The sequence below is a fragment of the Enterobacter cloacae complex sp. HYC042_NIDB genome, from assembly GCF_056673315.1.
Genome location: NZ_CP109650.1, coordinates 3,473,749 through 3,499,384, shown reverse-complemented (window position 1 = coordinate 3,499,384; position 25,636 = coordinate 3,473,749). Strand labels below are relative to the sequence as shown.

Annotated in this window: 22 protein-coding genes; 18 read left to right on the top strand and 4 right to left on the bottom strand. The window is 55.9% G+C overall.

Annotated elements, in window-relative coordinates:
* Positions 1–16: 16 nt before the first annotated feature.
* A complete protein-coding gene (locus OKF39_RS16695) occupies positions 17–1,849 on the top strand; it encodes an SLC13 family permease (protein WP_273905860.1) in 1,833 nt (610 codons plus the stop codon).
* A gap of 52 nt (positions 1,850–1,901) precedes the next feature.
* Here the strand turns inward: OKF39_RS16695 and yfbR are convergent, their stop codons facing one another.
* Both yfbR and alaA read right to left on the bottom strand, forming a co-directional pair.
* Complete coding sequence (gene yfbR / locus OKF39_RS16690; protein WP_028013935.1) at positions 1,902–2,501, bottom strand: 5'-deoxynucleotidase; 600 nt, start codon at positions 2,499–2,501, stop codon at positions 1,902–1,904.
* A 94-nt stretch (positions 2,502–2,595) separates the two neighbouring features.
* On the bottom strand, positions 2,596–3,810 hold the full coding sequence (gene alaA / locus OKF39_RS16685; protein WP_003861471.1) for an alanine transaminase AlaA: 1,215 nt from the start codon (positions 3,808–3,810) through the stop codon (positions 2,596–2,598).
* 938 nt (positions 3,811–4,748) lie between these two features.
* On the opposite strand from alaA, the gene lrhA reads away from it, so the two are divergent.
* The 14 genes from lrhA (at position 4,749) to nuoN (ending at position 21,258) form a co-directional block, all read left to right on the top strand.
* Positions 4,749–5,687 carry a transcriptional regulator LrhA gene (gene lrhA / locus OKF39_RS16680; protein WP_028013934.1) on the top strand — a complete coding sequence of 313 codons (939 nt, stop codon included), beginning with the start codon at positions 4,749–4,751 and terminating at the stop codon, positions 5,685–5,687.
* Between the two features lie 630 nt (positions 5,688–6,317).
* Positions 6,318–6,758 (top strand): NADH-quinone oxidoreductase subunit NuoA, encoded by a 441-nt coding sequence (gene nuoA / locus OKF39_RS16675; RefSeq protein ID WP_014171000.1) that lies wholly within the window; start codon positions 6,318–6,320, stop codon positions 6,756–6,758.
* A gap of 15 nt (positions 6,759–6,773) precedes the next feature.
* The gene (gene nuoB, locus OKF39_RS16670; RefSeq protein WP_003861482.1) at positions 6,774–7,448 is read left to right on the top strand and encodes an NADH-quinone oxidoreductase subunit NuoB; all 675 of its coding nucleotides are present in this window, start codon (positions 6,774–6,776) and stop codon (positions 7,446–7,448) included.
* Between the two features lie 89 nt (positions 7,449–7,537).
* Positions 7,538–9,340 carry an NADH-quinone oxidoreductase subunit C/D gene (gene nuoC / locus OKF39_RS16665; RefSeq protein WP_028013933.1) on the top strand — a complete coding sequence of 601 codons (1,803 nt, stop codon included), beginning with the start codon at positions 7,538–7,540 and terminating at the stop codon, positions 9,338–9,340.
* 2 nt (positions 9,341–9,342) lie between these two features.
* Positions 9,343–9,843, top strand: a complete 501-nt coding sequence (gene nuoE / locus OKF39_RS16660) for an NADH-quinone oxidoreductase subunit NuoE (protein ID WP_006176513.1) — start codon at positions 9,343–9,345, stop codon at positions 9,841–9,843.
* Positions 9,840–11,177: an NADH-quinone oxidoreductase subunit NuoF gene (gene nuoF, locus OKF39_RS16655; protein ID WP_006811381.1), complete on the top strand. Its 1,338-nt coding sequence runs from the start codon at positions 9,840–9,842 to the stop codon at positions 11,175–11,177. Before nuoE ends, nuoF begins: the two co-directional genes overlap by 4 nt.
* Positions 11,178–11,232: 55 nt before the next feature.
* The gene (nuoG, locus tag OKF39_RS16650) at positions 11,233–13,956 is read left to right on the top strand and encodes an NADH-quinone oxidoreductase subunit NuoG (protein ID WP_045259693.1); all 2,724 of its coding nucleotides are present in this window, start codon (positions 11,233–11,235) and stop codon (positions 13,954–13,956) included.
* Positions 13,953–14,930, top strand: coding sequence for an NADH-quinone oxidoreductase subunit NuoH (gene nuoH, locus OKF39_RS16645; RefSeq protein ID WP_008500211.1), 978 nt, complete (start codon positions 13,953–13,955; stop codon positions 14,928–14,930). The genes nuoG and nuoH overlap by 4 nt, the downstream gene beginning before the upstream one ends.
* Before the next feature lie 13 nt (positions 14,931–14,943).
* Positions 14,944–15,486, top strand: a complete 543-nt coding sequence (gene nuoI / locus OKF39_RS16640; RefSeq protein ID WP_003861491.1) for an NADH-quinone oxidoreductase subunit NuoI — start codon at positions 14,944–14,946, stop codon at positions 15,484–15,486.
* Between the two features lie 10 nt (positions 15,487–15,496).
* A complete protein-coding gene (gene nuoJ, locus OKF39_RS16635; RefSeq protein WP_008500212.1) occupies positions 15,497–16,051 on the top strand; it encodes an NADH-quinone oxidoreductase subunit J in 555 nt (184 codons plus the stop codon).
* Positions 16,048–16,350 carry an NADH-quinone oxidoreductase subunit NuoK gene (gene nuoK / locus OKF39_RS16630; RefSeq protein WP_003861496.1) on the top strand — a complete coding sequence of 101 codons (303 nt, stop codon included), beginning with the start codon at positions 16,048–16,050 and terminating at the stop codon, positions 16,348–16,350. Before nuoJ ends, nuoK begins: the two co-directional genes overlap by 4 nt.
* Positions 16,347–18,188, top strand: a complete 1,842-nt coding sequence (gene nuoL / locus OKF39_RS16625) for an NADH-quinone oxidoreductase subunit L (RefSeq protein ID WP_045629894.1) — start codon at positions 16,347–16,349, stop codon at positions 18,186–18,188. The genes nuoK and nuoL overlap by 4 nt, the downstream gene beginning before the upstream one ends.
* Positions 18,189–18,264: 76 nt before the next feature.
* A complete protein-coding gene (gene nuoM / locus OKF39_RS16620) occupies positions 18,265–19,794 on the top strand; it encodes an NADH-quinone oxidoreductase subunit M (RefSeq protein ID WP_008500214.1) in 1,530 nt (509 codons plus the stop codon).
* 6 nt (positions 19,795–19,800) lie between these two features.
* Positions 19,801–21,258: an NADH-quinone oxidoreductase subunit NuoN gene (nuoN, locus tag OKF39_RS16615; protein WP_028013929.1), complete on the top strand. Its 1,458-nt coding sequence runs from the start codon at positions 19,801–19,803 to the stop codon at positions 21,256–21,258.
* Positions 21,259–21,349: 91 nt separating this feature from the next.
* On the opposite strand, the gene OKF39_RS16610 is transcribed toward nuoN, so the two are convergent.
* Positions 21,350–22,354, bottom strand: a complete 1,005-nt coding sequence (locus OKF39_RS16610) for a chemotaxis protein (protein WP_028013927.1) — start codon at positions 22,352–22,354, stop codon at positions 21,350–21,352.
* Between the two features lie 64 nt (positions 22,355–22,418).
* Entirely contained in the window at positions 22,419–23,336 is a 918-nt protein-coding gene (rbn, locus tag OKF39_RS16605; protein WP_479983163.1) for a ribonuclease BN, read from the bottom strand.
* A 71-nt stretch (positions 23,337–23,407) separates the two neighbouring features.
* Between rbn and OKF39_RS16600 the strand changes: the two genes are divergently transcribed.
* The 3 genes from OKF39_RS16600 (at position 23,408) to menF (ending at position 25,609) form a co-directional block, all read left to right on the top strand.
* Entirely contained in the window at positions 23,408–23,869 is a 462-nt protein-coding gene (locus OKF39_RS16600) for a GNAT family N-acetyltransferase (RefSeq protein ID WP_479983162.1), read from the top strand.
* Positions 23,870–23,922: 53 nt separating this feature from the next.
* The gene (gene elaB, locus OKF39_RS16595) at positions 23,923–24,228 is read left to right on the top strand and encodes a stress response protein ElaB (RefSeq protein WP_028013924.1); all 306 of its coding nucleotides are present in this window, start codon (positions 23,923–23,925) and stop codon (positions 24,226–24,228) included.
* Between the two features lie 85 nt (positions 24,229–24,313).
* Positions 24,314–25,609, top strand: coding sequence for an isochorismate synthase MenF (gene menF / locus OKF39_RS16590; RefSeq protein WP_479983161.1), 1,296 nt, complete (start codon positions 24,314–24,316; stop codon positions 25,607–25,609).
* The last annotated feature ends 27 nt before the right edge of the window (positions 25,610–25,636 follow it).

The following is a 25,636-nucleotide window of genomic DNA, read 5'->3' as shown; positions in this document are numbered from 1 at the left end:
CTGACAAGGATAGGTTGTGAACGGTGAACTGATCTGGGTTCTGAGCCTGCTTTTAATCGCCATTATTCTCTTCGCCACAGGCAAGGTGCGCATGGATGCCGTCGCCCTGTTTGTCATCGTCGCGTTTGTGCTGAGCGGCACGCTCACGCTACCGGAAGCCTTCTCCGGGTTCAGCGACCCCAACGTTATCCTTATAGCTGCCCTGTTTATCATCGGCGACGGCCTTGTTCGCACCGGCGTGGCGACCATCATGGGCGCGTGGCTGGTTAAGGTGGCCGGCAGCAGTGAAACCAAAATGCTGATCTACCTGATGCTGACGGTCGCCGGACTGGGAGCGTTTATGAGCTCAACGGGCGTGGTCGCTATTTTTATCCCGGTGGTGCTGAGCGTTTCAATGCGGATGCAGAGCTCGCCGTCGCGCCTGATGATGCCCCTGAGCTTTGCCGGTTTGATCAGCGGAATGATGACGCTGGTGGCGACGCCGCCGAACCTGGTTGTCAACAGCGAGCTGATTCGTGAAGGGTTTCAGGGCTTCAGCTTTTTCAGCGTCACCCCGCTTGGGCTGGTGATTCTGGCGATGGGCGTGGTCTACATGCTGCTGACCCGTTTTGCCCTGAAGGGCGACAAACAGGATAAGAACAAAGAGGGGTGGAAGCGACGCACCTTCCGCGATCTGATCAAAGAGTACCGCCTCACCGGGCGGGCGCGCCGTCTGGCCATTCGCCCCGGCTCGCCGATGGTCGGCCAGCGGCTCGACGACCTTAAGCTGCGCGAGCGTTATGGCGCGAACGTGATCGGGGTTGAGCGCTGGCGTCGTTTTCGTCGGGTGATCGTTAACGTGAACGGGGTATCAGAGTTCCGCGCGCGTGATGTCCTGCTGATTGATATGTCAACGGCGGAAGTGGATCTGCGAGAGTTCTGTAGCGAGCAGCTGCTGGAGCCGATGGTGCTACGCGGCGAGTATTTCTCCGACCAGGCGCTGGATGTGGGGATGGCCGAAGTGTCGCTGATACCGGAATCGGAACTGCTGGGTAAAACCGTGCGTGAAATGGGTTTCCGTACCCGCTATGGCCTGAACGTAGTGGGGCTGAAGCGTGATGGCGTGGCGATGGAAGGGGCCGTCGTCGATGAGCCGATCCTGCTGGGCGATATCTTTCTCGTGGTCGGCAACTGGAAGCTGATAAGCCAGCTCGGGCAAAAAGGGCGTGATTTTGTGGTGCTCAACATGCCGGTCGAGGAGAGCGATGCCTCCCCGGCGCACAGCCAGGCGCCCCATGCGATTTTCTGTCTGGTGCTGATGGTGGCGCTGATGCTGACCGATGAAATCCCTAATCCGGTCGCGGCCATTATCGCCTGCCTGCTGATGGGGAAATTCCGCTGCATTGACGCCGAAAGCGCGTATAAAGCCATTCACTGGCCGAGCATTATTCTTATCGTCGGGATGATGCCCTTTGCCCTGGCACTGCAAAAAACCGGCGGGGTAGATCTGATCGTAAAAGGCTTGATGGACGTGGGCGGCGGGTATGGACCGTACATGATGATGGTCTGTCTGTTTGTCATGTGCGCCACGATAGGGTTATTTATCTCGAATACCGCGACGGCGGTGCTGATGGCGCCCATTGCGCTGGCGATGGCGAAATCCATGGGGGTGTCGCCGTACCCGTTTGCGATGATGGTCGCGATGGCGGCATCCGCGGCGTTTATGACGCCGGTTTCATCGCCGGTGAACACGCTGGTGCTGGGGCCGGGGAATTATAAGTTCAGCGATTTCGTGAAGCTGGGCGTGCCGTTCACCGTGCTGGTGATGGTGGTGTGCGTGGTGTTAATTCCGGTTTTATTCCCGTTTTAGCGTGAGCGCAGAAACGTAGGCCGGGTAAGGCGAAGCCGCCACCCGGCTAAAATTACAACGGTGAATCCTGGCTAATCTCGTCCAGCGATAGATGGAAGCTCGGCACAAATACCTGCATGAAGTAGTCCATCTCTTCGCTGCGGCGGGATTCCAGCGTTTTTTCCAGACGCGTTTTTGCCAGTAAAAACTCATTATTGCCCGCAGACAGCTCTTCCAGACACTTCAGATAGGCGCACAGCGCGTCGGCCTGTTTGACCAGCGACTTTTCATCTTCCGTATACTGATGCTCGTCGATGAGCGGTTCAAAGATATCGCGCAGCTCTTCGGGCACCATCTCGATAAGCTTCTGCTGGGCAATCTTCTCGATAGCCTTATATTCCTGAGCAATCTGAGAATTGAAATATTTCACTGGCGTAGGCAGGTCGCCGGTCAGCACCTCTGATGCGTCGTGGTACATCGCCAGCAAAGCGATGCGCTCGGCATTCACCTGCCCGTTAAATTTGCGATTCTTAATGGCAGCCAGCGCATGAGCAACCATAGCAACCTGCAGGCTATGCTCAGACACGTTCTCTGTACGCACGTTGCGCATCAGCGGCCAGCGGTTGATCAGTTTCAGGCGGGAGAGGTGGGCAAAGAAATGGCTCTGACTCATAGGTTACCTTTTGTCTTCACTGCGACAGGACTTCATTGTGCGGGGAGGGGAGGGAAGATGCAAATCAGGCTACCGAAGTAGCCTGATTTTAAGATTACTGATGGTATCCAGAGAGGAATCGCCCGAAGCGGCTGATAGCCATTTCGAGATCGTCTTCACGTGGCAGGGTCACGATACGCACGTGGTCCGGCCACGGCCAGTTAAACGCCGTTCCCTGAACCAGCAGCACTTTTTCCTGCAACAGGAAATCGAGCACCATTTTCTGATCGTCGTGGATATTGAAGCGCTTCGCGTCAATTTTCGGGAACATATACAGCGCCCCGTTCGGCTTCACGCAGGAGACGCCCGGGATATCGTTGATCAGTTCCCATGCGCGGTTACGCTGTTCGTACAGGCGACCGCCAGGGACGATAAACTCGCTGATGCTCTGGTAGCCGCCCAGCGCCGTCTGGATCGCGTGCTGAGCAGGCACGTTGGCGCAAAGACGCATCGACGCCAGCATCTCAAGCCCTTCAATATAGCCTTTTGCGTGCTTTTTCGGGCCGTTCAGCACCATCCAGCCCTGACGGAAACCGGCCACGCGGTAGGTTTTAGACAGTCCGTTAAAGGTGACGGTCAGCAGGTCGGGTGCCAGCGCGGCGATAGAGTGGTGCTGCGCCGCGTCGTACAGGATCTTGTCGTAGATTTCGTCAGCGAAGATGATCAGGTTGTGCTGGCGGGCAATCTCCACGATCTCCATCAGCAGCTCTTTTGAATAGACCGCGCCCGTCGGGTTGTTCGGGTTGATGATCACAATCCCACGCGTGCGAGGCGTGATTTTCGCGCGAATGTCATCCAGATCCGGGAACCAGTCAGAGGATTCGTCGCAAAGATAATGTACTGCTTTACCGCTGGAGAGCGATACGGCAGCGGTCCACAGCGGATAGTCCGGCGCGGGAACCAGCATTTCGTCACCGCTGTTCAGCAGCGCCTGCATGGCCTGAACGATAAGTTCGGAGACGCCGTTGCCGATATAGATATCTTCGACGGTAACGTCACGCATACCGCGCGCCTGGTAGTGCTGCATAATGGCTTTACGGGCGGAGTAAAGTCCCTTTGAGTCACAATAGCCTTGTGCAGTAGGCAGGTTGCGGATCACATCAACCAGAATTTCATCCGGCGCTTCAAAACCAAATGGCGCGGGGTTGCCGATGTTGAGCTTCAGAACCTTGTTGCCTTCTTCTTCAAGGCGTTTTGCCTCTTTCAGAACCGGGCCACGGATGTCATAACAGACGTTATCTAGCTTGCTGGATTTTTCGATAGGGGACATGAACCTTTAACCTTTTCGCTATTATTGCCACTCCCTGCCGTGGAAGTCAGCACGGAATAATGTACTCCCCCCACGCTTCGTTTTGAAGGGTGTGCAGAAGAAGATTTTGTGCCCATAGCGAAATTGTGATGAATCTTTTTAACTATTGACTGTCGCTTTCACCGCCTTAACGTCATGTACAAACCATAAATAAATGTTGATTGTGCTACGAATTTATGTGAATTATGTATATTGTTCTGATGGAAAATAAAAAACGCGCAGACAACAAGCAGAAGTTACGCTGGGTGACATTTCGTAAAACCTGAGTGTTGAAGGGACCTTGCAGTAATAGCCCGGAGCGGCTAAAAGTTAATCATGTGAAATTAATGTTAAGTGTTATTAATGAATGACCATAATCTAAATTAAAATTTATTTATTATTAACCAACAAAATGCAACTTTAGTTAATTCTAATAAAATTAGTTTAGAAGCTTAACAAACCTCTTTAATCCCGAATATTGCAATAAGACTTATAAATAAAGTGGATTTGGGTTAAGATGTCTATACGGAAAGCAGTAGAAAGATGCAGTGGTTTTGCATTTTTGAAACTGATTTTCCGATTTAATTGATTGTTATTGTTGGAGTTATCTCTGGCTGGAATGTGTCAAACATCTCCTGCTACGTTGACAGCGCTGCGAAAAAGATGGCAGAAAAAGTGTTACGCCTTTAATGTAATTTACATAACCCTGCGAACATCTAAATATCCTGAACGTTTAAGAGAATAAAAATAACGTCATGAAACGTGCTTTCTGACTGTTGATATAAAGCAGCACAATAACTATCTGTCAGGCAGTCTGCCGGGCCGGGATGCGAGGGAAAACCTTCAGAAGGAATTGCTTAACTGTTACACACAGCTTCAACCCGGGCAGCTCCGCACGAGCAACCTGAAAGTGAATAGATATGATAAATGCAAATCGTCCGATAATGAATCTCGACCTCGATCTGCTGAGAACGTTTGTTGCGGTCGCCGATCTCAACACTTTTGCAGCAGCTGCTGCCGCCGTCTGCCGAACTCAGTCCGCCGTTAGCCAGCAAATGCAGCGGCTGGAGCAACTGGTTGGGAAAGAGCTTTTTGCCCGTCACGGGCGTAATAAGCTCTTAACGGAACACGGTATTCAGCTACTGGGTTATGCCAGGAAAATTCTTCGCTTTAATGATGAAGCATGTATGTCATTAATGTTTAGCAACCTTCAAGGGGTGTTAACCTTAGGGGCATCTGATGAGTCAGCGGATACAATATTGCCGTTTCTTCTCAACCGAATTAGCTCGGTTTATCCGAAGCTTGCGCTGGATGTGAGCGTAAAGCGTAATGCCTTTATGGTTGAGATGTTAAATGAGAACAAGGTCGACCTGGTGGTCACGACGCATCGTCCCGGACAGTTTGATTGTCTGACCTTGCGCACATCGCCAACGCACTGGTATTGCGCAGCGGAATACGTGTTGCAAAAAGGGGAACCCGTACCGCTGGTTTTACTGGACGATCCGAGTCCTTTCCGGGATATGGTGCTTACGGCGTTAAATGAAGCCAACATTCCGTGGCGTCTGGCCTATGTAGCGTCCACGCTGCCCGCGGTGCGTGCCGCCGTGAAAGCGGGTCTTGGCGTAACGGCCCGTCCGGTAGAGATGATGAGCCCCGATCTGCGCGTTCTCGGTAAATCTGATGGTCTCCCAGCGCTGCCGGATACCGAGTATCTGCTTTGCCATAACGCGTCCAGTCATAACGAGCTGGCGAAGGTGGTGTTTGAGGCGATGGAAAATTACCATAACCCATGGCAGTTCGAGCATGTTACCTCCGAAGGGGGGGATGATTCCCTGATCGTTGAAGGTGACTTTGAGTGATCAAAAGCTCAAAATTCTGGTAACAAATTGTAAGTGTAAAAAAAAGCCACTCGTGCCGTTTTCGCACGCAGTGGCTTTTTTTTGCCATTATTATCCTCTTTCGTTACAGGGTTTTCATAAATAAAACATACATATCAAGGGAATAAATGCTTCTGCTTAAATCTTGTTCACTTTCCGTTCTAACTTCATCCATAACCCCTTGATGTTAAAAAAGCAGCAAATATGTTGCCGGTTTTTTGGGTGAATTAACAAAAGCGTGTCTCAGATCAAGAAAATACTCCTATTTGGGGGGAGGAATCGTTGGCAAATCCTGTCAAAATAGGAGGGTTATTTTTTTTACTTCCAAAACGGACACGATTCAACAACATGCATTTGACGAAAAGTCAGGTAACCACCAGGGTTAAAGGGCACCAAATGTTAATGAGAATCGCTCGATGTAATTTAATGTGAAGAAACCTTTGTTAAAGTTGACAATAGGTTATAGAAAGGAGTAAAAAACCCCATCATTTTGCTGTCTACGTCTCATTTCAGACAGTTAGTGTAAGGTTATTTGTTCCTCCCCATGAATCGATGTGATGCCCATCTGCCAGCAAGAGCAGTGTCGTCGGTATCACTTTTGATGAGTAAGCAATGAGTATGTCAACATCCACAGAAGTCATCGCTCATCACTGGGCATTCGCAATCTTTCTTATTGTAGCCATTGGCCTGTGCTGCCTGATGTTAGTCGGCGGCTGGTTCCTGGGCGGTCGCGCCCGTGCAAGGCACAAAAACACACCTTTCGAATCAGGTATTGATTCAGTAGGTTCCGCTCGCTTACGCCTGTCTGCCAAGTTCTATCTGGTAGCGATGTTCTTCGTCATCTTTGACGTGGAAGCGCTCTACCTGTTCGCATGGTCGACCTCCATTCGCGAAAGTGGTTGGGTGGGCTTTGTCGAGGCCGCAATTTTCATTTTAGTGCTACTGGCCGGTCTGGTTTATCTGGTGCGTATTGGCGCGCTTGACTGGACGCCTGCGCGTTCACGTCGTGAACACATCAACCCGGAAAACAGTATCTCTAATCGTCAGCAGTAACAGCGAGGCAATAAGATGGATTATACGCTCACCCGCATAGATCCTAACGGTGAGAATGACCGTTACCCCCTGCAAAAACAGGAGATCGTAACCGACCCCCTGGAGCAAGAAGTCAACAAAAGCGTGTACATGGGCAAACTCGAACATGCCATGCACGATATGGTCAACTGGGGTCGTAAGAACTCCATCTGGCCATACAACTTTGGCCTTTCTTGCTGCTACGTTGAAATGGTGACGTCATTCACTGCGGTGCATGACGTTGCGCGTTTTGGGGCCGAGGTACTTCGTGCTTCCCCGCGTCAGGCTGACCTGATGGTGGTGGCCGGTACCTGCTTTACCAAAATGGCACCTGTTATTCAGCGTCTGTATGACCAGATGCTGGAGCCAAAATGGGTTATTTCCATGGGCGCATGTGCAAACTCCGGCGGTATGTACGACATTTATTCCGTTGTACAGGGCGTTGATAAGTTCATTCCGGTGGATGTTTACATCCCGGGCTGCCCGCCGCGCCCAGAAGCCTATATGCAGGCGCTGATGCTGCTGCAGGAGTCTATCGGTAAAGAACGTCGCCCACTCTCATGGGTTGTTGGCGATCAGGGTGTCTATCGCGCGAACATGCAGTCCGAGCGCGAGCGTAAACGTGGTGAACGTATTGCCGTCACCAACCTGCGTACGCCTGACGAAATTTAATTTGCGCCTGTAGGCCTGGAGAAAACCTTCGCATATCACTACTCAAATAGCGCGAAGCCAGGCTTAACAGTCACCACGGACCATTTGCAATGGTGAACAATATGACCGACTTAACCGCGCAAGAAGCCGCCTGGCAGACCCGGGATCATCTTGATGACCCCGTTATTGGCGAACTGCGCAACCGTTTTGGGCCGGATGCCTTTACCGTTCAGGCGACCCGCACCGGGGTACCCGTTGTTTGGGTGAAGCGTGAACAATTGCTGGAAGTTGTCGATTTCCTCAAGAAATTGCCAAAACCTTACGTCATGCTGTTTGACTTACACGGCATGGACGAACGTCTGAGAACGCACCGCCAGGGTCTCCCTGCTGCGGATTTTTCCGTTTTCTACCACCTGATCTCAATAGACCGCAACACGGATATCATGCTCAAGGTGGCATTGTCTGAAAACGACATGCATCTGCCGACGATCACCAAACTTTTCCCGAACGCTAACTGGTATGAGCGTGAAACCTGGGAAATGTTCGGCATGACCTTCGACGGCCACCCGCACCTGACGCGCATCATGATGCCGCAGACCTGGACCGGCCACCCGCTGCGTAAAGACTACCCGGCACGTGCGACCGAATTCGATCCGTTTGAGCTGACCAAAGCCAAGCAGGATCTGGAGATGGAAGCGCTGACCTTCAAGCCGGAAGACTGGGGCATGAAGCGCGGTACTGAAAACGAGGACTTCATGTTCCTCAACCTCGGTCCGAACCACCCGTCTGCGCACGGTGCATTCCGTATTATTCTTCAGCTTGATGGCGAAGAGATTGTCGACTGCGTCCCTGACATCGGCTACCACCACCGCGGTGCTGAGAAGATGGGCGAGCGTCAGTCCTGGCACAGCTACATTCCGTATACCGACCGTATCGAGTACCTCGGCGGGTGCGTAAACGAAATGCCATACGTGCTGGCCGTTGAGAAACTGGCAGGCATCACCGTACCGGATCGCGTTAACGTGATTCGCGTTATGCTGTCAGAACTGTTCCGCATCAACAGCCACCTGCTGTACATCTCTACGTTCATTCAGGACGTGGGCGCGATGACCCCGGTCTTCTTCGCTTTTACCGATCGTCAGAAAATCTACGATCTGGTGGAAGCGATTACCGGCTTCCGTATGCACCCGGCCTGGTTCCGTATTGGCGGTGTGGCGCACGATCTGCCGCGCGGCTGGGACCGCCTGCTGCGTGAATTCCTCGACTGGATGCCGAAGCGTCTGGCGTCTTACGAGAAAGCCGCGCTGCGCAACACCATCCTGAAAGGCCGTTCCCAGGGCGTTGCTGCCTACGGTGCGAAAGAAGCGCTGGAGTGGGGGACTACAGGTGCTGGCCTGCGCGCGACCGGTATTGATTTCGACGTGCGTAAAGCCCGTCCTTACTCTGGCTACGAGAACTTCGACTTTGAAGTCCCGGTTGGCGGCGGTGTTTCCGACTGCTACACCCGCGTGATGCTGAAAGTGGAAGAGCTGCGCCAGAGTCTGCGCATCCTCGAGCAGTGCCTCAACAACATGCCGGAAGGCCCGTTCAAGGCGGATCACCCGCTGACCACGCCGCCGCCGAAAGAGCGCACGCTGCAGCATATCGAAACCCTGATCACCCACTTCCTGCAGGTTTCCTGGGGCCCGGTCATGCCGGCGCAAGAATCCTTCCAGATGATTGAAGCGACCAAGGGTATTAACAGTTACTACCTGACCAGCGACGGCAGCACCATGAGCTACCGTACCCGCGTGCGTACGCCGAGCTTTGCGCACCTGCAGCAGATCCCGTCCGCCATCCGCGGCAGTCTGGTCTCTGACCTGATTGTGTATCTGGGTAGTATCGATTTTGTTATGTCAGATGTGGACCGCTAATTATGCACGAGAATCAACAACCACAAACCGAGGCTTTTGAGCTGAGTGAAGCAGAGCGTGCCGCCATTGAGCACGAGATGCACCACTACGAAGACCCGCGTGCGGCGTCCATTGAAGCGCTGAAAATCGTACAGAAACAGCGTGGTTGGGTGCCGGATGGGGCGATTTACGAGATCGCAAAAGTGCTGGGTATTCCGGCAAGTGACGTAGAGGGCGTAGCCACGTTCTACAGCCAGATCTTCCGTCAGCCGGTAGGCCGCCATGTGATCCGCTACTGTGACAGCGTCGTCTGCCACATTACCGGCTATCAGGGCATTCAGGCTGCGATTGAGAAAAAGCTCAATATTAAGCCGGGCCAGACCACGTTCGATGGACGCTTTACTCTGCTGCCAACCTGCTGCCTGGGTAACTGCGACAAGGGGCCGACCATGATGATTGATGAGGACACTCACAGCCATCTGACGCCGGAAGCGATTCCTGACCTGCTGGAGCAGTACAAATGAAAACTGTAATTCGTACTGCTGAGACGCATCCGCTGACCTGGCGTCTGCGCGATGACAAACAGCCGGTATGGCTCGACGAATACCAGAGCAAAAACGGCTATGCCGGTGCGCGTAAAGCCCTCGGCGGCATGGCGCCGGACGACATCGTTAACGCGGTGAAAGATTCCGGCCTGAAAGGCCGCGGCGGTGCGGGCTTCTCCACTGGTCTGAAGTGGAGCCTGATGCCGAAAGACGAATCCATGAACATCCGTTACCTGCTGTGTAACGCCGATGAAATGGAGCCAGGCACCTATAAAGACCGCCTGCTGATGGAGCAGCTGCCGCACCTGCTGGTGGAAGGCATGCTGATCTCCGCGTTTGCGCTGAAAGCGTACCGTGGCTACATCTTCCTGCGCGGTGAGTACATCGAAGCGGCAGAAAACCTGCGTCGCGCGATTGCCGAAGCCACCGAAGCCGGCCTTCTGGGTAAAAACATCCTGGGTACCGGGTTTGACTTCGAACTGTTCGTGCACACCGGTGCCGGGCGTTACATCTGCGGTGAAGAAACTGCGCTGATTAACTCCCTGGAAGGCCGCCGTGCGAACCCGCGTTCCAAGCCACCGTTCCCGGCAAGCTCCGGCGTTTGGGGTAAACCGACCTGCGTTAACAACGTCGAAACCCTGTGTAACGTCCCGGCTATCCTCGCCAACGGCGTGGAGTGGTATCAGGGCATCTCCTCAAGCAAAGATGCCGGTACCAAGCTGATGGGCTTCTCCGGTCGCGTGAAGAACCCTGGCGTCTGGGAACTGCCGTTCGGTACCACCGCACGCGAAATTCTTGAAGACTACGCCGGCGGCATGCGCGATGGCCTGAAATTCAAAGCCTGGCAGCCGGGTGGGGCAGGGACAGACTTCCTGACCGAAGCCCACCTTGACCTGCCGATGGAATTCGAAAGCATTGGGAAAGCAGGCAGCCGTCTGGGTACGGCGCTGGCGATGGCCGTCGACCACGAGATCGGCATGGTATCGCTGGTGCGTAACCTGGAAGAGTTCTTCGCCCGTGAGTCCTGCGGCTGGTGTACACCGTGCCGTGACGGTCTGCCATGGAGCGTGAAGATCCTGCGCGCCATCGAGCGCGGCGAAGGCCAGCCGGGCGATATCGAGACACTTGAGCAACTGTGTCGATTCTTAGGGCCAGGTAAAACCTTCTGCGCCCACGCACCGGGTGCCGTCGAGCCGCTGCAGAGCGCGATTAAATATTTCCGCGACGAATTCGAAGCAGGCATCAAGCAGCCGTTCAGCAATACCCATTCGATCAATGGTATTCAGCCGAACCTGCTGAAAGCGCGCTGGTAACGACAAGAATTTTGATTAACGCTCGGTTTCGACTGAGCCAACTGGAAGCATGCTAATGGCTACGATTCATGTAGACGGCAAAGAATACGAAGTCAACGGGGCGGACAACCTGCTGGAAGCTTGTCTGTCTCTTGGCCTCGATATTCCGTACTTTTGCTGGCATCCGGCGCTGGGCAGCGTCGGTGCTTGCCGCCAGTGTGCGGTGAAGCAATATCAAAACGCGGAAGACACGCGTGGTCGCCTGGTGATGTCCTGTATGACGCCAGCCACCGAAGGCACCTTTATTTCGATTGATGACGAAGAAGCCAAACAGTTCCGTGAAAGCGTGGTGGAGTGGTTGATGACCAACCACCCGCACGACTGTCCGGTTTGTGAAGAGGGCGGTAACTGCCACCTTCAGGATATGACCGTGATGACCGGTCACAGCTTCCGTCGCTATCGCTTTACCAAGCGTACCCACCGTAACCAGGATCTGGGGCCGTTCATCTCTCACGAAATGAACCGCTGCATCGCCTGCTACCGCTGCGTGCGTTACTACAAAGACTACGCGGATGGTCAGGATCTGGGCGTGTATGGCGCACACGACAACGTCTACTTCGGCCGTCCGGAAGACGGCGTGCTGGAGAGCGAATTCTCCGGTAACCTGGTAGAAATCTGTCCGACCGGCGTATTCACGGATAAAACCCACTCCGAGCGTTACAACCGTAAATGGGACATGCAGTTTGCACCAAGCATCTGCCAGCAGTGTTCCCTCGGCTGTAACACCAGCCCGGGTGAGCGCTACGGCGAACTGCGTCGTATCGAAAACCGTTACAACGGTACCGTTAACCACTACTTCCTGTGCGACCGCGGTCGTTTCGGCTATGGCTATGTGAACCTGAAAGACCGTCCGCGTCAGCCGGTTCAGCGCCGTGGCGACGACGTTATTACCCTGAACGCTGAACAGGCGATGCAGGGCGCGGCAGATATCCTGCGCCAGTCGAAGAAAGTGATCGGCATCGGCTCCCCGCGCGCCAGTATCGAAAGCAACTTCGCGCTGCGCGAGCTGGTCGGGGCGGAAAACTTCTATACCGGAATCGCCCAGGGCGAGCAGGAACGTCTGCAGCTGGTACTGAAAGTGCTGCGTGAAGGTGGTATCCATACCCCTGCGCTGCGCGAAATTGAATCCTATGATGCGGTTCTGGTGCTGGGTGAAGACCTGACGCAGACCGGCGCCCGCGCGGCCCTGGCGGTTCGTCAGGCGGTGAAGGGTAAAGCACGTGAAATGGCAGCGGCGCAGAAAGTGGCTGACTGGCAGATTGCGGCAATCCTGAACATCGGCCAGCGCGCGAAGCATCCTCTGTTTGTGACTAACGTCGACAATACCCGTCTGGATGATATCGCGGCGTGGACCTACTGCGCGCCGGTGGAAGACCAGGCGCGTCTTGGCTTTGCCATTGCCCACGCGCTGGACAACAGCTCACCGGCCGTTGAGCTGGATCGCGACCTGCAAAACAAGGTCGACGTGATTGTTCAGGCCCTCGCAGGTGCGAAGAAACCGCTGATTATCTCCGGAACCAACGCCGGTAGCGCTGAAATCATTCAGGCCGCCGCGAACGTTGCCAAAGCCCTGAAAGGCCGCGGTGCAGACGTCGGCGTGACCATGATTGCCCGTGCGGTAAACAGCATCGGTCTCGGCATGATTGGCGGCGGCTCGCTGGAAGAAGCGTTAAGCGAACTGGAATCCGGTGCCGCTGACGCCGTGGTGGTGCTGGAAAACGATCTGCATCGTCATGCGTCTGCCGCTCGCGTTGACGCCGCGCTCTCCAAAGCGCCGCTGGTAATGGTGATTGACCATCAGCGCACCGCGATCATGGACAAAGCGCACCTGGTGCTCTCTGCGGCAAGTTTCGCAGAAAGCGACGGTACCGTTATCAACAACGAAGGCCGCGCCCAGCGTTTCTTCCAGGTTTATGACCCGGCGTACTACGACAGCAACACCGTGATGCTGGAAAGCTGGCGCTGGTTGCACTCCCTGCACAGCACCGTGCAGAGCCGTGAAGTGGACTGGACGCAGCTCGACCACGTTATCGACGCGGTAGTCGAAAAACTGCCTCAGCTGGCAGGCATTAAAGATGCCGCACCTGAAGCAAGCTTCCGCATCCGCGGCCAGAAGCTGGCGCGTGAACCGCACCGCTACAGCGGCCGTACCGCCATGCGCGCCAATATCAGCGTGCACGAACCGCGCCAGCCGCAGGATAAAGACACCATGTTCGCCTTCTCCATGGAAGGGAACAACCAGCCGTCTGCCCCGCGTTCGCAAATCCCGTTCGCATGGGCTCCGGGCTGGAACTCCCCGCAGGCGTGGAACAAGTTCCAGGCTGAAGTGGGCGGCTCCCTGCGCCACGGCGATCCGGGCGTGCGTCTGATTGAAGCTTCCGAAACCGGTCTGGACTTCTTCACCACCGTACCGGCGAGCTTCCAGGCGCAGGACGGTAGCTGGCGTATTGCCCCGTACTACCACCTGTTCGGTAGCGACGAGCTGTCCCAGCGTTCACCGGTCTTCCAGACCCGTATGCCGCAGCCGTACATCAAGCTCAACCCGGCGGATGCCGCGAAGCTTGGCGTTAACGCGGGCGCGAACATCGCCTTTAGCTATGACGGCCAGACCATCAGCCTGCCGCTGATTATTTCTGAAAATCTGACAGCAGGGCAGGTCGGTCTGCCGATGGGTATGCCTGGCATCGCGCCGGTTCTGGCGGGTGCGCGTCTTGATAATCTGCAGGAGGCAAAAGCATGAGTTGGTTAACGCCGGATCTTATCGACATCCTGCTGAGCATTCTGAAAGCGATTGTTATCCTGCTGGTGGTGGTCACCTGCGGCGCGTTCATGAGCTTTGGTGAACGTCGTCTGCTCGGTCTGTTCCAGAACCGTTACGGACCGAACCGCGTGGGCTGGGGTGGTTCACTCCAGCTGGTCGCGGACATGATCAAGATGTTCTTTAAAGAGGACTGGATCCCTCGCTTCTCTGACCGCGTGATCTTTACTCTGGCACCGATGATCGCCTTCACCTCGCTGCTGCTGGCGTTTGCTATCGTTCCGGTCAGCCCGACCTGGGTGGTCGCTGACCTGAACATCGGCATTCTGTTCTTCCTGATGATGGCAGGTCTCGCGGTTTACGCGGTCCTGTTCGCAGGCTGGTCCAGTAACAACAAATACTCGCTGCTGGGTGCGATGCGTGCTTCCGCGCAGACCCTGAGCTACGAAGTGTTCCTGGGACTCTCCCTGATGGGCGTGGTGGCGCAGGCCGGTTCATTCAACATGACCGACATAGTCAACAATCAGGCCGACATCTGGAACGTTATCCCGCAGTTCTTTGGGTTTATTACCTTTGCTATCGCGGGCGTGGCCGTGTGTCACCGTCACCCGTTTGACCAGCCGGAAGCCGAACAGGAACTGGCCGACGGTTACCACATTGAATATTCCGGCATGAAGTTCGGTCTGTTCTTTGTGGGCGAGTACATCGGTATCGTCACCATTTCCGCGTTGATGGTAACGCTGTTCTTTGGTGGCTGGCATGGCCCGTTCTTACCGCCGTTCATCTGGTTCGCGCTGAAAACCGCGTTCTTCATGATGATGTTCATTTTGATTCGCGCAGCGTTACCGCGTCCACGTTATGACCAGGTAATGTCCTTCGGCTGGAAAGTGTGCCTGCCGCTGACGCTCGTCAACTTGTTGGTAACGGCAGCTGTCATTCTCTGGCAGCAGCCATAAGGGGCTATAGACCATGACCTTAAAAGAATTACTGGTAGGTTTCGGTACCCAGGTACGCAGTATCTGGATGATCGGCCTGCACGCGTTTGCTAAACGCGAAACCCGGATGTACCCGGAAGAGCCGGTATATCTGCCGCCGCGCTACCGTGGCCGTATCGTGCTGACGCGCGACCCGGACGGTTCCGAGCGCTGCGTTGCCTGTAACCTGTGTGCGGTAGCGTGTCCGGTCGGCTGTATCTCTCTGCAGAAAGCCGAGACGGTAGACGGCCGCTGGTACCCTGAGTTCTTCCGCATCAACTTCTCACGCTGCATCTTCTGCGGTCTGTGTGAAGAAGCGTGCCCAACCACGGCGATTCAGCTGACTCCAGACTTCGAGTTGGGTGAGTACAAGCGTCAGGACCTGGTGTACGAGAAAGAGGATCTGCTGATTTCCGGTCCGGGCAAATACCCGGAATATAACTTCTACCGGATGGCGGGTATGGCAATCGACGGCAAAGATAAGGGCGAAGCAGAGAACGAAGCTAAGCCTATCGACGTCAAGAGCCTGTTACCGTAAGGAGAGGGCAATGGAATTCGCTTTTTATATCTGTGGCCTTATCGCCATCCTGGCTACGCTGCGAGTGATTACGCACACCAATCCGGTGCATGCGCTGCTGTACTTAATCATTTCGCTGCTGGCTATTTCCGGGGTGTTCTTCGCACTGGGCGCGCACTTCGCCGGTGCGCTGGAGATCATCGTTTACGCCGGGGCCATCATGGTGCTGTTCGTGTTCGTCGTGATGATGCTGAACCTGGGCGGCTCTGAAATTGAGCAGGAACGTCAGTGGTTAAAACCGCAGGTGTGGATTGGCCCGGCAATTTTGTCGGCCATCATGCTGGTGGTGATCGTTTACGCCATTCTGGGCGTGAACGATCAGGGCATCGACGGCACGCCAATTGGTGCGAAAGAGGTGGGTATCACGCTCTTTGGCCCATACGTTCTGGCGGTGGAACTGGCCTCAATGCTGCTGCTGGCAGGCCTGGTTGTGGCTTTCCACGTTGGCCGCGAAGAGCGTGCTGGCGAGGTGCTGAGCAACCGCACTGACGACCGCGCGAAAAGAAAAACGGAGGAGCGCGCATGATCCCCTTAACACATGGACTGATCCTCGCTGCGATTTTATTCGTTCTGGGTCTGACCGGTCTGGTTATCCGCCGCAATCTGCTGTTTATGCTGATCGGCCTGGAAATCATGATTAACGCCTCCGCGCTGGCCTTCGTGGTCGCCGGAAGCTACTGGGGCCAGACCGATGGTCAGGTGATGTACATTCTCGCCATCAGCCTCGCGGCTGCTGAAGCGAGTATTGGCCTGGCGCTGTTGCTGCAGCTCCATCGTCGCCGCCAGAATCTGAACATCGATTCAGTAAGTGAGTTGCGTGGATGAACATGCTTGCCTTAACCATTATTTTTCCGCTGATTGGCTTCGTGCTGCTGGCGTTTTCTCGCGGCCGCTGGTCTGAGAATCTGTCCGCGACCGTTGGCATGGGCTCTGTCGGCCTGGCTGCGCTGGTCACGGCGTATGCGGGTATCGACTTCTTTAACAACGGACGCCAGCCTTTCAGCGTGCCGCTGTGGACCTGGATGTCGGTCGGTGATTTCAACATCGGTTTCAACCTGGTGCTGGACGGCCTCTCGCTGACCATGCTCTCCGTGGTCACCGGCGTCGGCTTCCTGATCCACATGTTTGCCTCCTGGTATATGCGCGGTGAAGAGGGTTACTCCCGCTTCTTCGCCTACACCAACCTGTTTATTGCCAGCATGGTGGTTCTGGTGCTGGCCGATAACCTGCTGCTGATGTATCTGGGCTGGGAAGGCGTGGGCCTGTGCTCTTACCTGCTGATCGGTTTCTACTATACCGATCCGAAGAATGGCGCAGCGGCCATGAAAGCGTTCGTCGTGACCCGCGTGGGTGACGTCTTCCTCGCGTTCGCGCTGTTCATTCTCTACAACGAACTGGGCACGCTGAACTTCCGCGAGATGGTGGAACTGGCGCCAGCACACTTCGCCGCAGGCAATAACATGCTGTGGTGGGCAACGCTGATGCTGCTGGGCGGTGCCGTGGGTAAATCCGCGCAGCTGCCGCTGCAGACATGGCTGGCCGACGCGATGGCGGGTCCAACCCCTGTCTCCGCGCTGATCCACGCCGCGACCATGGTTACCGCCGGTGTTTACCTGATTGCGCGTACCCATGGCCTGTTCCTGATGACCCCGGAAATTCTGCATCTGGTGGGTATCGTCGGTGCGGTCACGCTGGTGCTGGCAGGCTTTGCCGCGCTGGTTCAGACCGACATCAAGCGCGTTCTCGCGTACTCCACCATGAGCCAGATTGGTTACATGTTCCTGGCGCTGGGTGTTCAGGCGTGGGACGCGGCCATTTTCCACCTGATGACGCACGCGTTCTTCAAAGCGCTGCTGTTCCTCTCATCCGGTTCGGTGATTCTGGCCTGCCATCACGAGCAGAACATCTTCAAGATGGGCGGACTGCGTAAGTCCATCCCGCTGGTCTATGTCTGCTTCCTGGTGGGCGGCGCGGCGCTGGCGGCACTGCCGCTGATCACCGCGGGCTTCTTCAGTAAGGACGAAATCCTTGCGGGTGCCATGGCGAATGGTCATATCAATCTGATGGTTGCGGGTCTGGTCGGTGCGTTCATGACCTCCCTGTATACCTTCCGTATGATTTTCATCGTATTCCACGGTAAAGAACAAATTCACGCTCACGCAGGGAAGGGGATTACCCACCACCTGCCGCTGATTGTGCTGCTGGTACTGTCCACCTTCGTTGGCGCGATGATTGTGCCACCGCTGCAGGGCGTACTGCCAGACACCACCGAGCTTGAGCACGGTCGCGTTCTGACGCTTGAAATCACCTCCGGTGTGGTCGCTATCGCGGGTATCCTGATTGCGGCATGGCTGTGGCTGGGCAAACGTACGCTGGTCACTGCCGTGGCCAACAGTGCGCCGGGCCGCCTGCTGGGCACCTGGTGGTACAACGCGTGGGGCTTCGACTGGCTGTACGACATGATCTTCGTTAAGCCGTTCCTGGGCGTTGCGTGGCTGCTGAAGCGCGACCCGCTGAACAGCCTGATGAACATCCCGGCGATCCTCTCCCGCTTTGCAGGTAAAGGCCTGCTGTACAGCGAGAACGGTTACCTGCGCTGGTATGTGGCATCCATGAGCATCGGTGCGGTTGTGGTGCTGGCGCTGCTGATGGTATTGCGTTGATCGTTAAGTGAATTTTATTCGAATTCGTTGAAAATCAGGCCCCTGCTGGGGGCCTTAAAAAGGAATGTAAATCGCCATGTTACTACCCTGGCTAATATTAATTCCCTTCATCGGCGGCTTCCTGTGCTGGCAGACCGAACGCTTTGGCGTGAAGATGCCGCGCTGGATCGCGCTGATCACCATGGGATTGACGCTCGCGCTTGGCCTGCAACTGTGGTTGCAGGGCGGTTACTCACTGACCCAGTCTGCGGGCATTCCGCAGTGGCAGTCTGAGTTCATCCTGCCGTGGATCCCGCGTTTCGGCATTACGATCCACCTGGCGATTGACGGTCTGTCGCTGCTGATGGTGGTGCTGACCGGTCTGCTCGGCGTTCTGGCGGTACTCTGCTCCTGGCGAGAAATCGAAAAATACCAGGGCTTCTTCCACCTGAACCTGATGTGGATCCTGGGCGGCGTGATCGGCGTGTTCCTTGCTATCGACATGTTCCTGTTCTTCTTCTTCTGGGAGATGATGCTGGTGCCGATGTACTTCCTGATCGCGCTGTGGGGCCACAAGGCGTCCGACGGTAAAACGCGTATCACGGCGGCAACCAAGTTCTTCATCTATACCCAGGCGAGCGGTCTGGTAATGCTGATTGCCATTCTGGCGCTGGTGTTCGTTCATCACAACGCAACCGGCACCTGGACCTTCAACTACGAAGACCTGCTGAAGACCCCGATGTCACACGGCGTTGAATATCTGCTGATGCTGGGCTTCTTCATTGCCTTCGCGGTGAAAATGCCGGTGGTTCCTCTGCACGGCTGGCTGCCAGACGCGCACTCCCAGGCACCAACGGCGGGTTCCGTTGACCTGGCGGGCATCCTGCTGAAAACGGCGGCCTACGGTCTGCTGCGTTTCGCACTGCCGCTGTTCCCGAATGCCTCCGCGGAGTTCGCACCGATTGCCATGTGGCTGGGTGTGATCGGTATCTTCTACGGTGCCTGGATGGCCTTCACGCAATACGACATCAAGCGTCTGATTGCTTATACCTCCGTTTCCCATATGGGCTTCGTGCTGATTGCTATCTACACCGGCAGCCAGCTGGCGTACCAGGGCGCGGTGATCCAGATGATTGCGCACGGTCTGTCCGCAGCTGGTCTCTTCATCCTGTGCGGCCAGCTGTACGAACGTCTGCACACCCGCGACATGCGTATGATGGGTGGTCTGTGGAGCAAAATTAAATGGCTGCCAGCGCTCTCCATGTTCTTCGCGGTGGCTACTCTGGGGATGCCGGGTACCGGTAACTTCGTCGGCGAATTCATGATTCTGTTCGGCAGCTTCAAAGTGGTACCGGTGATTACCGTGATCTCCACCTTTGGTCTGGTGTTCGCTTCCGTGTACTCGCTGGCGATGCTGCACCGCGCTTACTTCGGTAAAGCGAAGAGCGAAATTGCTGCACAAGAACTGCCGGGGATGTCGCTGCGTGAGCTGTTCATCATCCTGCTGCTGGTCGTACTGCTGGTGCTGTTGGGCTTCTTCCCGCAGCCGATTCTGGATACCTCGCACAGCGCGATGGGCAATATCCAGCAGTGGTTTGTTAATTCTGTTTCTACTACAAGGCCGTAATTCGCCATGACAATAACTCCACAACAACTGATCGCGCTGCTACCGCTGCTGATCGTCGGATTGACGGTGGTGGTTGTGATGCTCTCCATTGCGTGGCGACGCAATCACTTCCTGAATGCCACGCTGTCGGTCATCGGCCTGAATGCCGCGTTAGTCTCACTCTGGTTTGTTGGCCAGGGCGGGGCGATGGACGTCACCCCGCTGATGCGCGTTGACGGTTACGCCATGCTGTATACCGGGCTGGTGCTGCTGGCGAGCCTGGCAACCTGTACCTTTGCTTACCCGTGGCTCGAAGGCTACAACGACAACAAAGAAGAGTTTTACCTGCTGGTACTGATTGCCGCGCTGGGCGGCATTCTGCTGGCGAATGCCAACCATCTGGCCGCGCTGTTCCTCGGTATTGAGCTGATCTCTCTGCCGCTGTTCGGCCTGATTGGTTACGCCTTCCGTCAGAAGCGCTCTCTGGAAGCGAGCATCAAGTACACCATTTTGTCTGCTGCCGCGTCGTCCTTCCTGCTGTTTGGTATTGCGCTGCTGTACGCACAGTCCGGTAACCTCTCCTTCATGGCGCTCGGCAAGAGCCTCGGCGACGGCATGCTCCATGAGCCGCTGCTGCTGGCGGGTCTGGGCATGATGATCGTTGGCCTCGGCTTCAAGCTCTCTCTGGTTCCATTCCACCTGTGGACACCAGACGTATACCAGGGGGCGCCTGCTCCGGTGTCGACCTTCCTGGCGACGGCGAGCAAAATCGCTATCTTCGGTGTGGTCATGCGTCTGTTCCTGTACGCGCCGGTGGGTGATAGTGAAGCCGTTCGCGTGGTGCTGGGCATCATCGCGTTCGTCTCCATCATCTTCGGTAACCTGATGGCGCTGAGCCAGACCAACATCAAGCGTCTGCTGGGTTACTCGTCCATCTCTCATCTGGGCTACCTGCTGGTGGCGCTGATTGCGCTGCAGAGCGGTGAGATGTCGATGGAAGCCGTAGGCGTGTATCTGGCCGGTTACCTGTTCAGCAGCCTCGGCGCCTTCGGCGTGGTGAGCCTGATGTCCAGCCCGTACCGTGGTCCGGATGCCGATTCACTGTTCTCCTACCGTGGTCTGTTCTGGCACCGTCCAATTCTGTCCGCGGTAATGACCGTGATGATGCTCTCTCTGGCGGGTATCCCGATGACGCTGGGCTTTATCGGTAAGTTCTACGTGCTGGCCGTTGGTGTGCAGGCGCACCTGTGGTGGCTGACTGCCGGTGTCGTTATCGGCTCCGCGATTGGCCTCTACTACTACCTGCGTGTGGCCGTGAGCCTGTACCTGAGCGCGCCTCAGCAGCTCAACCGTGATGCTCCAGGCAACTGGCAGTACAGCGCCGGTGGTATCGTGGTGCTTATCTCCGCGCTGCTGGTGCTGATCTTCGGTATCTATCCGCAGCCGCTGATTGATATCGTGCAGCGAGCGATGCCATTAATGTAAAAACAAAAAACCCGCCTCGGCGGGTTTTTTATGGTTTGCGCCCTCTCCCTGTGGGAGAGGGATGGGGTGAGGGCACCAGCTCGCACAGGACTTAAGCCAGCTGCTTCCTGCTTATAAGCGGCCCGCCAATCTTCTTCATCGAACGATCCAGCACTTCCTCAATCACCGACGACAGCTCGTTCAGCTCAAACTTCGCCACGTACCCGTCCGCCTTCACCTTGCGAATATGATCTTCGTTGGCGTTGCCGGAAAGGGAGGAGTGGATCACTACCGGAATATCCTTCAGAACCGGGTCGGTTTTGATTTTGCGCGTCAGCGTAAATCCGTCCATCTCCGGCATTTCGAGGTCGGTCAGCACCAGAGCGATCTTATCGGTGATCGGCACGCCCTCAGCCTGCGCCTGCGCGGCCAGAACGCCAATTTTTTCCCACGCGTCTTTGCCGGTGATGTGCAGCTGCGCTGGGATCTCCATCGCCTGCAGACCTTTCTCCAGCATCGAACGCGCCACTTTGGAATCTTCCGCCACAATCGCGACTGCGCCCGGCTTAATGTTGAACTTGGTGGTTTTCAGATTGGTGGCGTGCAGATCGTGGTTGGCCGGGGTGATGTCATACAGGATCTGCTCAACGTCCAGCACCATCGCCAGATCGTTGGTATCCGTTTTCTCATCCAGGCAGGCAATGCTGGTGATATAGCGGCCGCTGACGGCGGTTTCCGCGGCGTGCACCTGCTTCCAGTCCAGACGCATGATGTTCTCAACCGACTCCACGGCAAAGGCCTGCACGCTGCGGGCATATTCGGTGATAAGCAGGATGTTCAGCCCGGTGGTAGGCTTACAGCCCGCCACGGCGGCCAGGTCGATCACCGGGATCACCTGATCGCGAATATTCACCATCCCCATCAGCGGTGATTTCATCCCGGCGGGTTTTGTGAATTCCGGCATCGGCACAATTTCACGCAGCTTAAAGACGTTAATGCCAAACAGCTCGGATTTATTTTCGTTCAGAGAGGTGCCAAGACGGAACAGCAACAGTTCAAAACGGTTCGACAGGGTGAGATTCGCCCTGTCATCAATATCTTTCTGGAAATTATCCATTCTACCCTCGAGAGAAATGCTGACCTTTTAATCGTTATCGGCATTCTGAGAGAAAAATGAAGGGCTAAACGCTGACCTTAGCGAAATCTTCGGCCAGCTCGCACGCCGGGAACACCGCCAGGCACTCTGCCAGCAGGCTTGCACACCCCCGCGCGTCGTAGCGGGAACTGACGTGAGTGACGATCAGCCTCCCGACGCCCGCGTCGCGGGCAAGCTGCGCCGCCTGACGCGTTGAGCTATGGCCGCGGCCGTTGGCTTTCTCTTCCATCGCCGTTTCCAGTGTGGCTTCGTGCACCATCACGTCAACGCCCCGGGCAAGCTGAAGGGCGGCAGGGCACGGCGCCGTGTCGCCAAAGATAGCCAGCTTCTTGCCCGGCTCGGGCGCGGCGAGATAATCCTGACCGTTGATGACGCGACCGTCCTCCAGCGTGACGGTCTCGCCGTGCTTCAGGCGCTGGAACAGCGGTCCGGGTTTTACGCCCGCGGCCATCAGCGCGGCGGCGTCCAGCGCGCCGGGTTTGTCATGCGCTTCAATGCGATAGCCATAGCACTCAACGGGATGATTCAGCGGCTGAGCGCTCACCTTATAATCACCGTCATCGAAAACCAGGCCTTTGCTAATCTCAACGATCTCCAGCGGATAATCCGTCCATGATCCGCTCAGGCGCAGCGCGGTTTCAACAAATTCACGCACCCCCGCAGGCCCGTAAATCGTCAGCGGATTGGCGTTGCCGGCCATGGAGCGGCTGCACAGCAGGCCCGGCAGGCCAAACAGATGGTCGCCGTGCAGGTGAGTAATAAAAATTTTATCCAGCTTGCCGGGGTGATACGCGGTGTGCAGCAGCTGATGCTGCGTCCCTTCACCGCAGTCAAACAGCCACAGCCCGCCGCGGGTGGGGTGCTTAAGATCCAGCAGAATTGCCGTCACGTTTCGTGAGCGGGTTGGCACGCCAGCGGACGTACCCAGAAAAATCAGTTCCATAACGCAATCAGCCCTTTGCCGAACGGGGAGGGGTTTAGTATAACGTGATGAACCCCAGGAAGGAGAAAGAGATGATCCAGTGGCAAGATTTACATCATAGTGAGCTCACCGTTCATTCGCTCTACGCGCTGCTTAAACTGCGCTGCGAAGTGTTTGTGGTTGAACAGACGTGCCCGTATCAGGACATCGACGGCGAAGACCTCGTTGGCGAAAACCGCCATATCCTCGGCTGGAAGGATAACCAGCTGGTGGCGTATGCGAGGATTCTGAAAAGTGAGGACGATGTCGAGCCCGTGGTAATAGGCCGGGTCATTATCAGCGGTAACGCTCGGGGTGAAAAACTGGGCTATCAGCTGATGGAAAAAACGCTGGAGTCATGCCAGATACAGTGGCCGGACAAGGCGTTATACCTGGGCGCGCAGGCGCACCTGCAATCCTTCTACGGTCATTTCGGTTTTATGACGGTCACCGACATCTACGATGAAGACGGTATTCCGCACATCGGCATGGCGCGGGAAGCGAAACAGGCGTAATGGCGCGTCGTTGTCTATAGTTAGCGGACTGGTGTACTAACATGGAGAAAAATATGTCATTTCAATCCTGGGATACCCGTATCGACGACGACCTGACCTTACTGAGCGAAACGCTGGAAGAGGTATTACGTTCCTCGGGCGACCCTGCCGATCAGAAGTATATCGAGCTGAAAGCCCGTGCCGAGCAGGCGCTCCACGACGTTAAAAACCGCGTCAGCCATGCGTCTGATACTTACTACTACCGCGCCAAAAAAGCGGTTTATCGTGCCGATGATTACGTCCATGAAAAACCGTGGCAGGGCATTGGGGTGGGCGCAGCCGTAGGGCTGGTGCTGGGTCTGCTGCTGGCCCGTCGTTAAGCCGTTTAACCACTCCCTATACGTGGGTACTGATATTTCTTATGGTACCCCGTATAATATGAGGTTTTAACAGGGAGAGGTTCGCGTGAATTCGATTTTCCTCGCGCTGGAACAATTGCGTAGCCATCTTTCGCAAGCGTTACCTGCCACATCCGGCCTGCGTCATTTCGACGTCTCTTTCCCGTTAAACGATGCCTTCGATCCCCTTGCCTGGCTGGGCGAGCAGCAGTGCTATCCCCAGTTTTACTGGCAACAGCGTAACGGCGATGAAGAGCTGGCCGCGCTGGGAGCGGTGGTCCAATTCTCCTCTCTGGCGTTAGCCTCGCAGTTTTTAAGTGCGCAACACGCCCCTGAAGATACCCGAATCTGCGGCCTGAACGCGTTTAACCCGGAGCAGGGCAGCCTCTTTTTACCGCGTCTGCTGTGGCGACGTACCGCTGGCAACGCCACGTTGCGTCTGCAGCTGTGGAGCGACAGCTCGCTTGAGGACGATGCTGACACCGCGCGGGCGTTCTTACAGCAACTGCTTCCCGCCAGACCGATCCGTCCGCTCTCCGTGCAGGTTGAGCGCGAAACCAATCACCCGGAAAAACCGCAATGGCTTAGCCTTATCGGCAAAGCGACAGAGACGATTGCACGCGGTGATTTCGAAAAGGTCGTTCTCGCCCGAGCAACCGACCTGCAGTGTAAACAGCGCGTTAACCCCGTCGCGCTGATGGCCGCCAGCCGCGCCCTGAATTTAAACTGCTATCATTTCTGCATGATATTCGACGCCAGCAACGCGTTTCTCGGCTCCACGCCCGAGCGTCTCTGGCGGCGGCGCGGCAAGCTGCTGCGCACCGAAGCGCTGGCGGGCACCGTCGCCAGCCATACTGACGATAAACAGGCGCAGCGTCTGGGCGAGTGGCTGCTGAATGACGATAAAAACCAGCGCGAAAATATGCTGGTGGTGGAAGATATCTGCCAGCGTCTTCAACACCATACGCAGACGCTGGAGGTGTTGCCGGCTCAGGTCGTCCGCCTGCGCAAAGTGCAGCACTTACGCCGCTGTATCTGGACCGAGCTCAAGCAGGCCGACGATGAGCTGTGCCTGCACGTGCTACAGCCGACGGCGGCGGTTGCTGGGCTTCCGCGACAGCCAGCGCGCGAGTTTATTCAGCACGTTGAACCCTTTAACCGCGAGTGGTACGCCGGTTCGGCCGGGTATTTATCCCCCGAACAAAGCGAATTCTGCGTGGCGCTGCGCTCGGCGCGCGTACAGGAAGACGCTCTGCGGCTTTACGCCGGAGCGGGCATTGTCAGCGGTTCTGACCCGGAGCAGGAGTGGCAGGAGATCGAAAACAAAGCCGCCGGATTGCGCTCTCTGCTCCTAAGGGATTAATACTGATTCGCGCAATCCCGATTCATA

Bases quoted from the DNA above. Each gene is read 5' to 3' on its own strand.
- yfbR (WP_028013935.1), bottom strand. From the start codon at position 2,501: ATGAGTCAGAGCCATTTCTTTGCCCACCTCTCCCGCCTGAAACTGATC.
- alaA (WP_003861471.1), bottom strand. From the start codon at position 3,810: ATGTCCCCTATCGAAAAATCCAGCAAGCTAGATAACGTCTGTTATGAC.
- lrhA (WP_028013934.1), top strand. From the start codon at position 4,749: ATGATAAATGCAAATCGTCCGATAATGAATCTCGACCTCGATCTGCTG.
- nuoA (WP_014171000.1), top strand. From the start codon at position 6,318: ATGAGTATGTCAACATCCACAGAAGTCATCGCTCATCACTGGGCATTC.
- nuoB (WP_003861482.1), top strand. From the start codon at position 6,774: ATGGATTATACGCTCACCCGCATAGATCCTAACGGTGAGAATGACCGT.
- nuoC (WP_028013933.1), top strand. From the start codon at position 7,538: ATGGTGAACAATATGACCGACTTAACCGCGCAAGAAGCCGCCTGGCAG.
- nuoE (WP_006176513.1), top strand. From the start codon at position 9,343: ATGCACGAGAATCAACAACCACAAACCGAGGCTTTTGAGCTGAGTGAA.
- nuoF (WP_006811381.1), top strand. From the start codon at position 9,840: ATGAAAACTGTAATTCGTACTGCTGAGACGCATCCGCTGACCTGGCGT.
- nuoG (WP_045259693.1), top strand. From the start codon at position 11,233: ATGGCTACGATTCATGTAGACGGCAAAGAATACGAAGTCAACGGGGCG.
- nuoH (WP_008500211.1), top strand. From the start codon at position 13,953: ATGAGTTGGTTAACGCCGGATCTTATCGACATCCTGCTGAGCATTCTG.
- nuoI (WP_003861491.1), top strand. From the start codon at position 14,944: ATGACCTTAAAAGAATTACTGGTAGGTTTCGGTACCCAGGTACGCAGT.
- nuoJ (WP_008500212.1), top strand. From the start codon at position 15,497: ATGGAATTCGCTTTTTATATCTGTGGCCTTATCGCCATCCTGGCTACG.
- nuoK (WP_003861496.1), top strand. From the start codon at position 16,048: ATGATCCCCTTAACACATGGACTGATCCTCGCTGCGATTTTATTCGTT.
- nuoL (WP_045629894.1), top strand. From the start codon at position 16,347: ATGAACATGCTTGCCTTAACCATTATTTTTCCGCTGATTGGCTTCGTG.
- nuoM (WP_008500214.1), top strand. From the start codon at position 18,265: ATGTTACTACCCTGGCTAATATTAATTCCCTTCATCGGCGGCTTCCTG.
- nuoN (WP_028013929.1), top strand. From the start codon at position 19,801: ATGACAATAACTCCACAACAACTGATCGCGCTGCTACCGCTGCTGATC.
- OKF39_RS16610 (WP_028013927.1), bottom strand. From the start codon at position 22,354: ATGGATAATTTCCAGAAAGATATTGATGACAGGGCGAATCTCACCCTG.
- rbn (WP_479983163.1), bottom strand. From the start codon at position 23,336: ATGGAACTGATTTTTCTGGGTACGTCCGCTGGCGTGCCAACCCGCTCA.
- OKF39_RS16600 (WP_479983162.1), top strand. From the start codon at position 23,408: ATGATCCAGTGGCAAGATTTACATCATAGTGAGCTCACCGTTCATTCG.
- elaB (WP_028013924.1), top strand. From the start codon at position 23,923: ATGTCATTTCAATCCTGGGATACCCGTATCGACGACGACCTGACCTTA.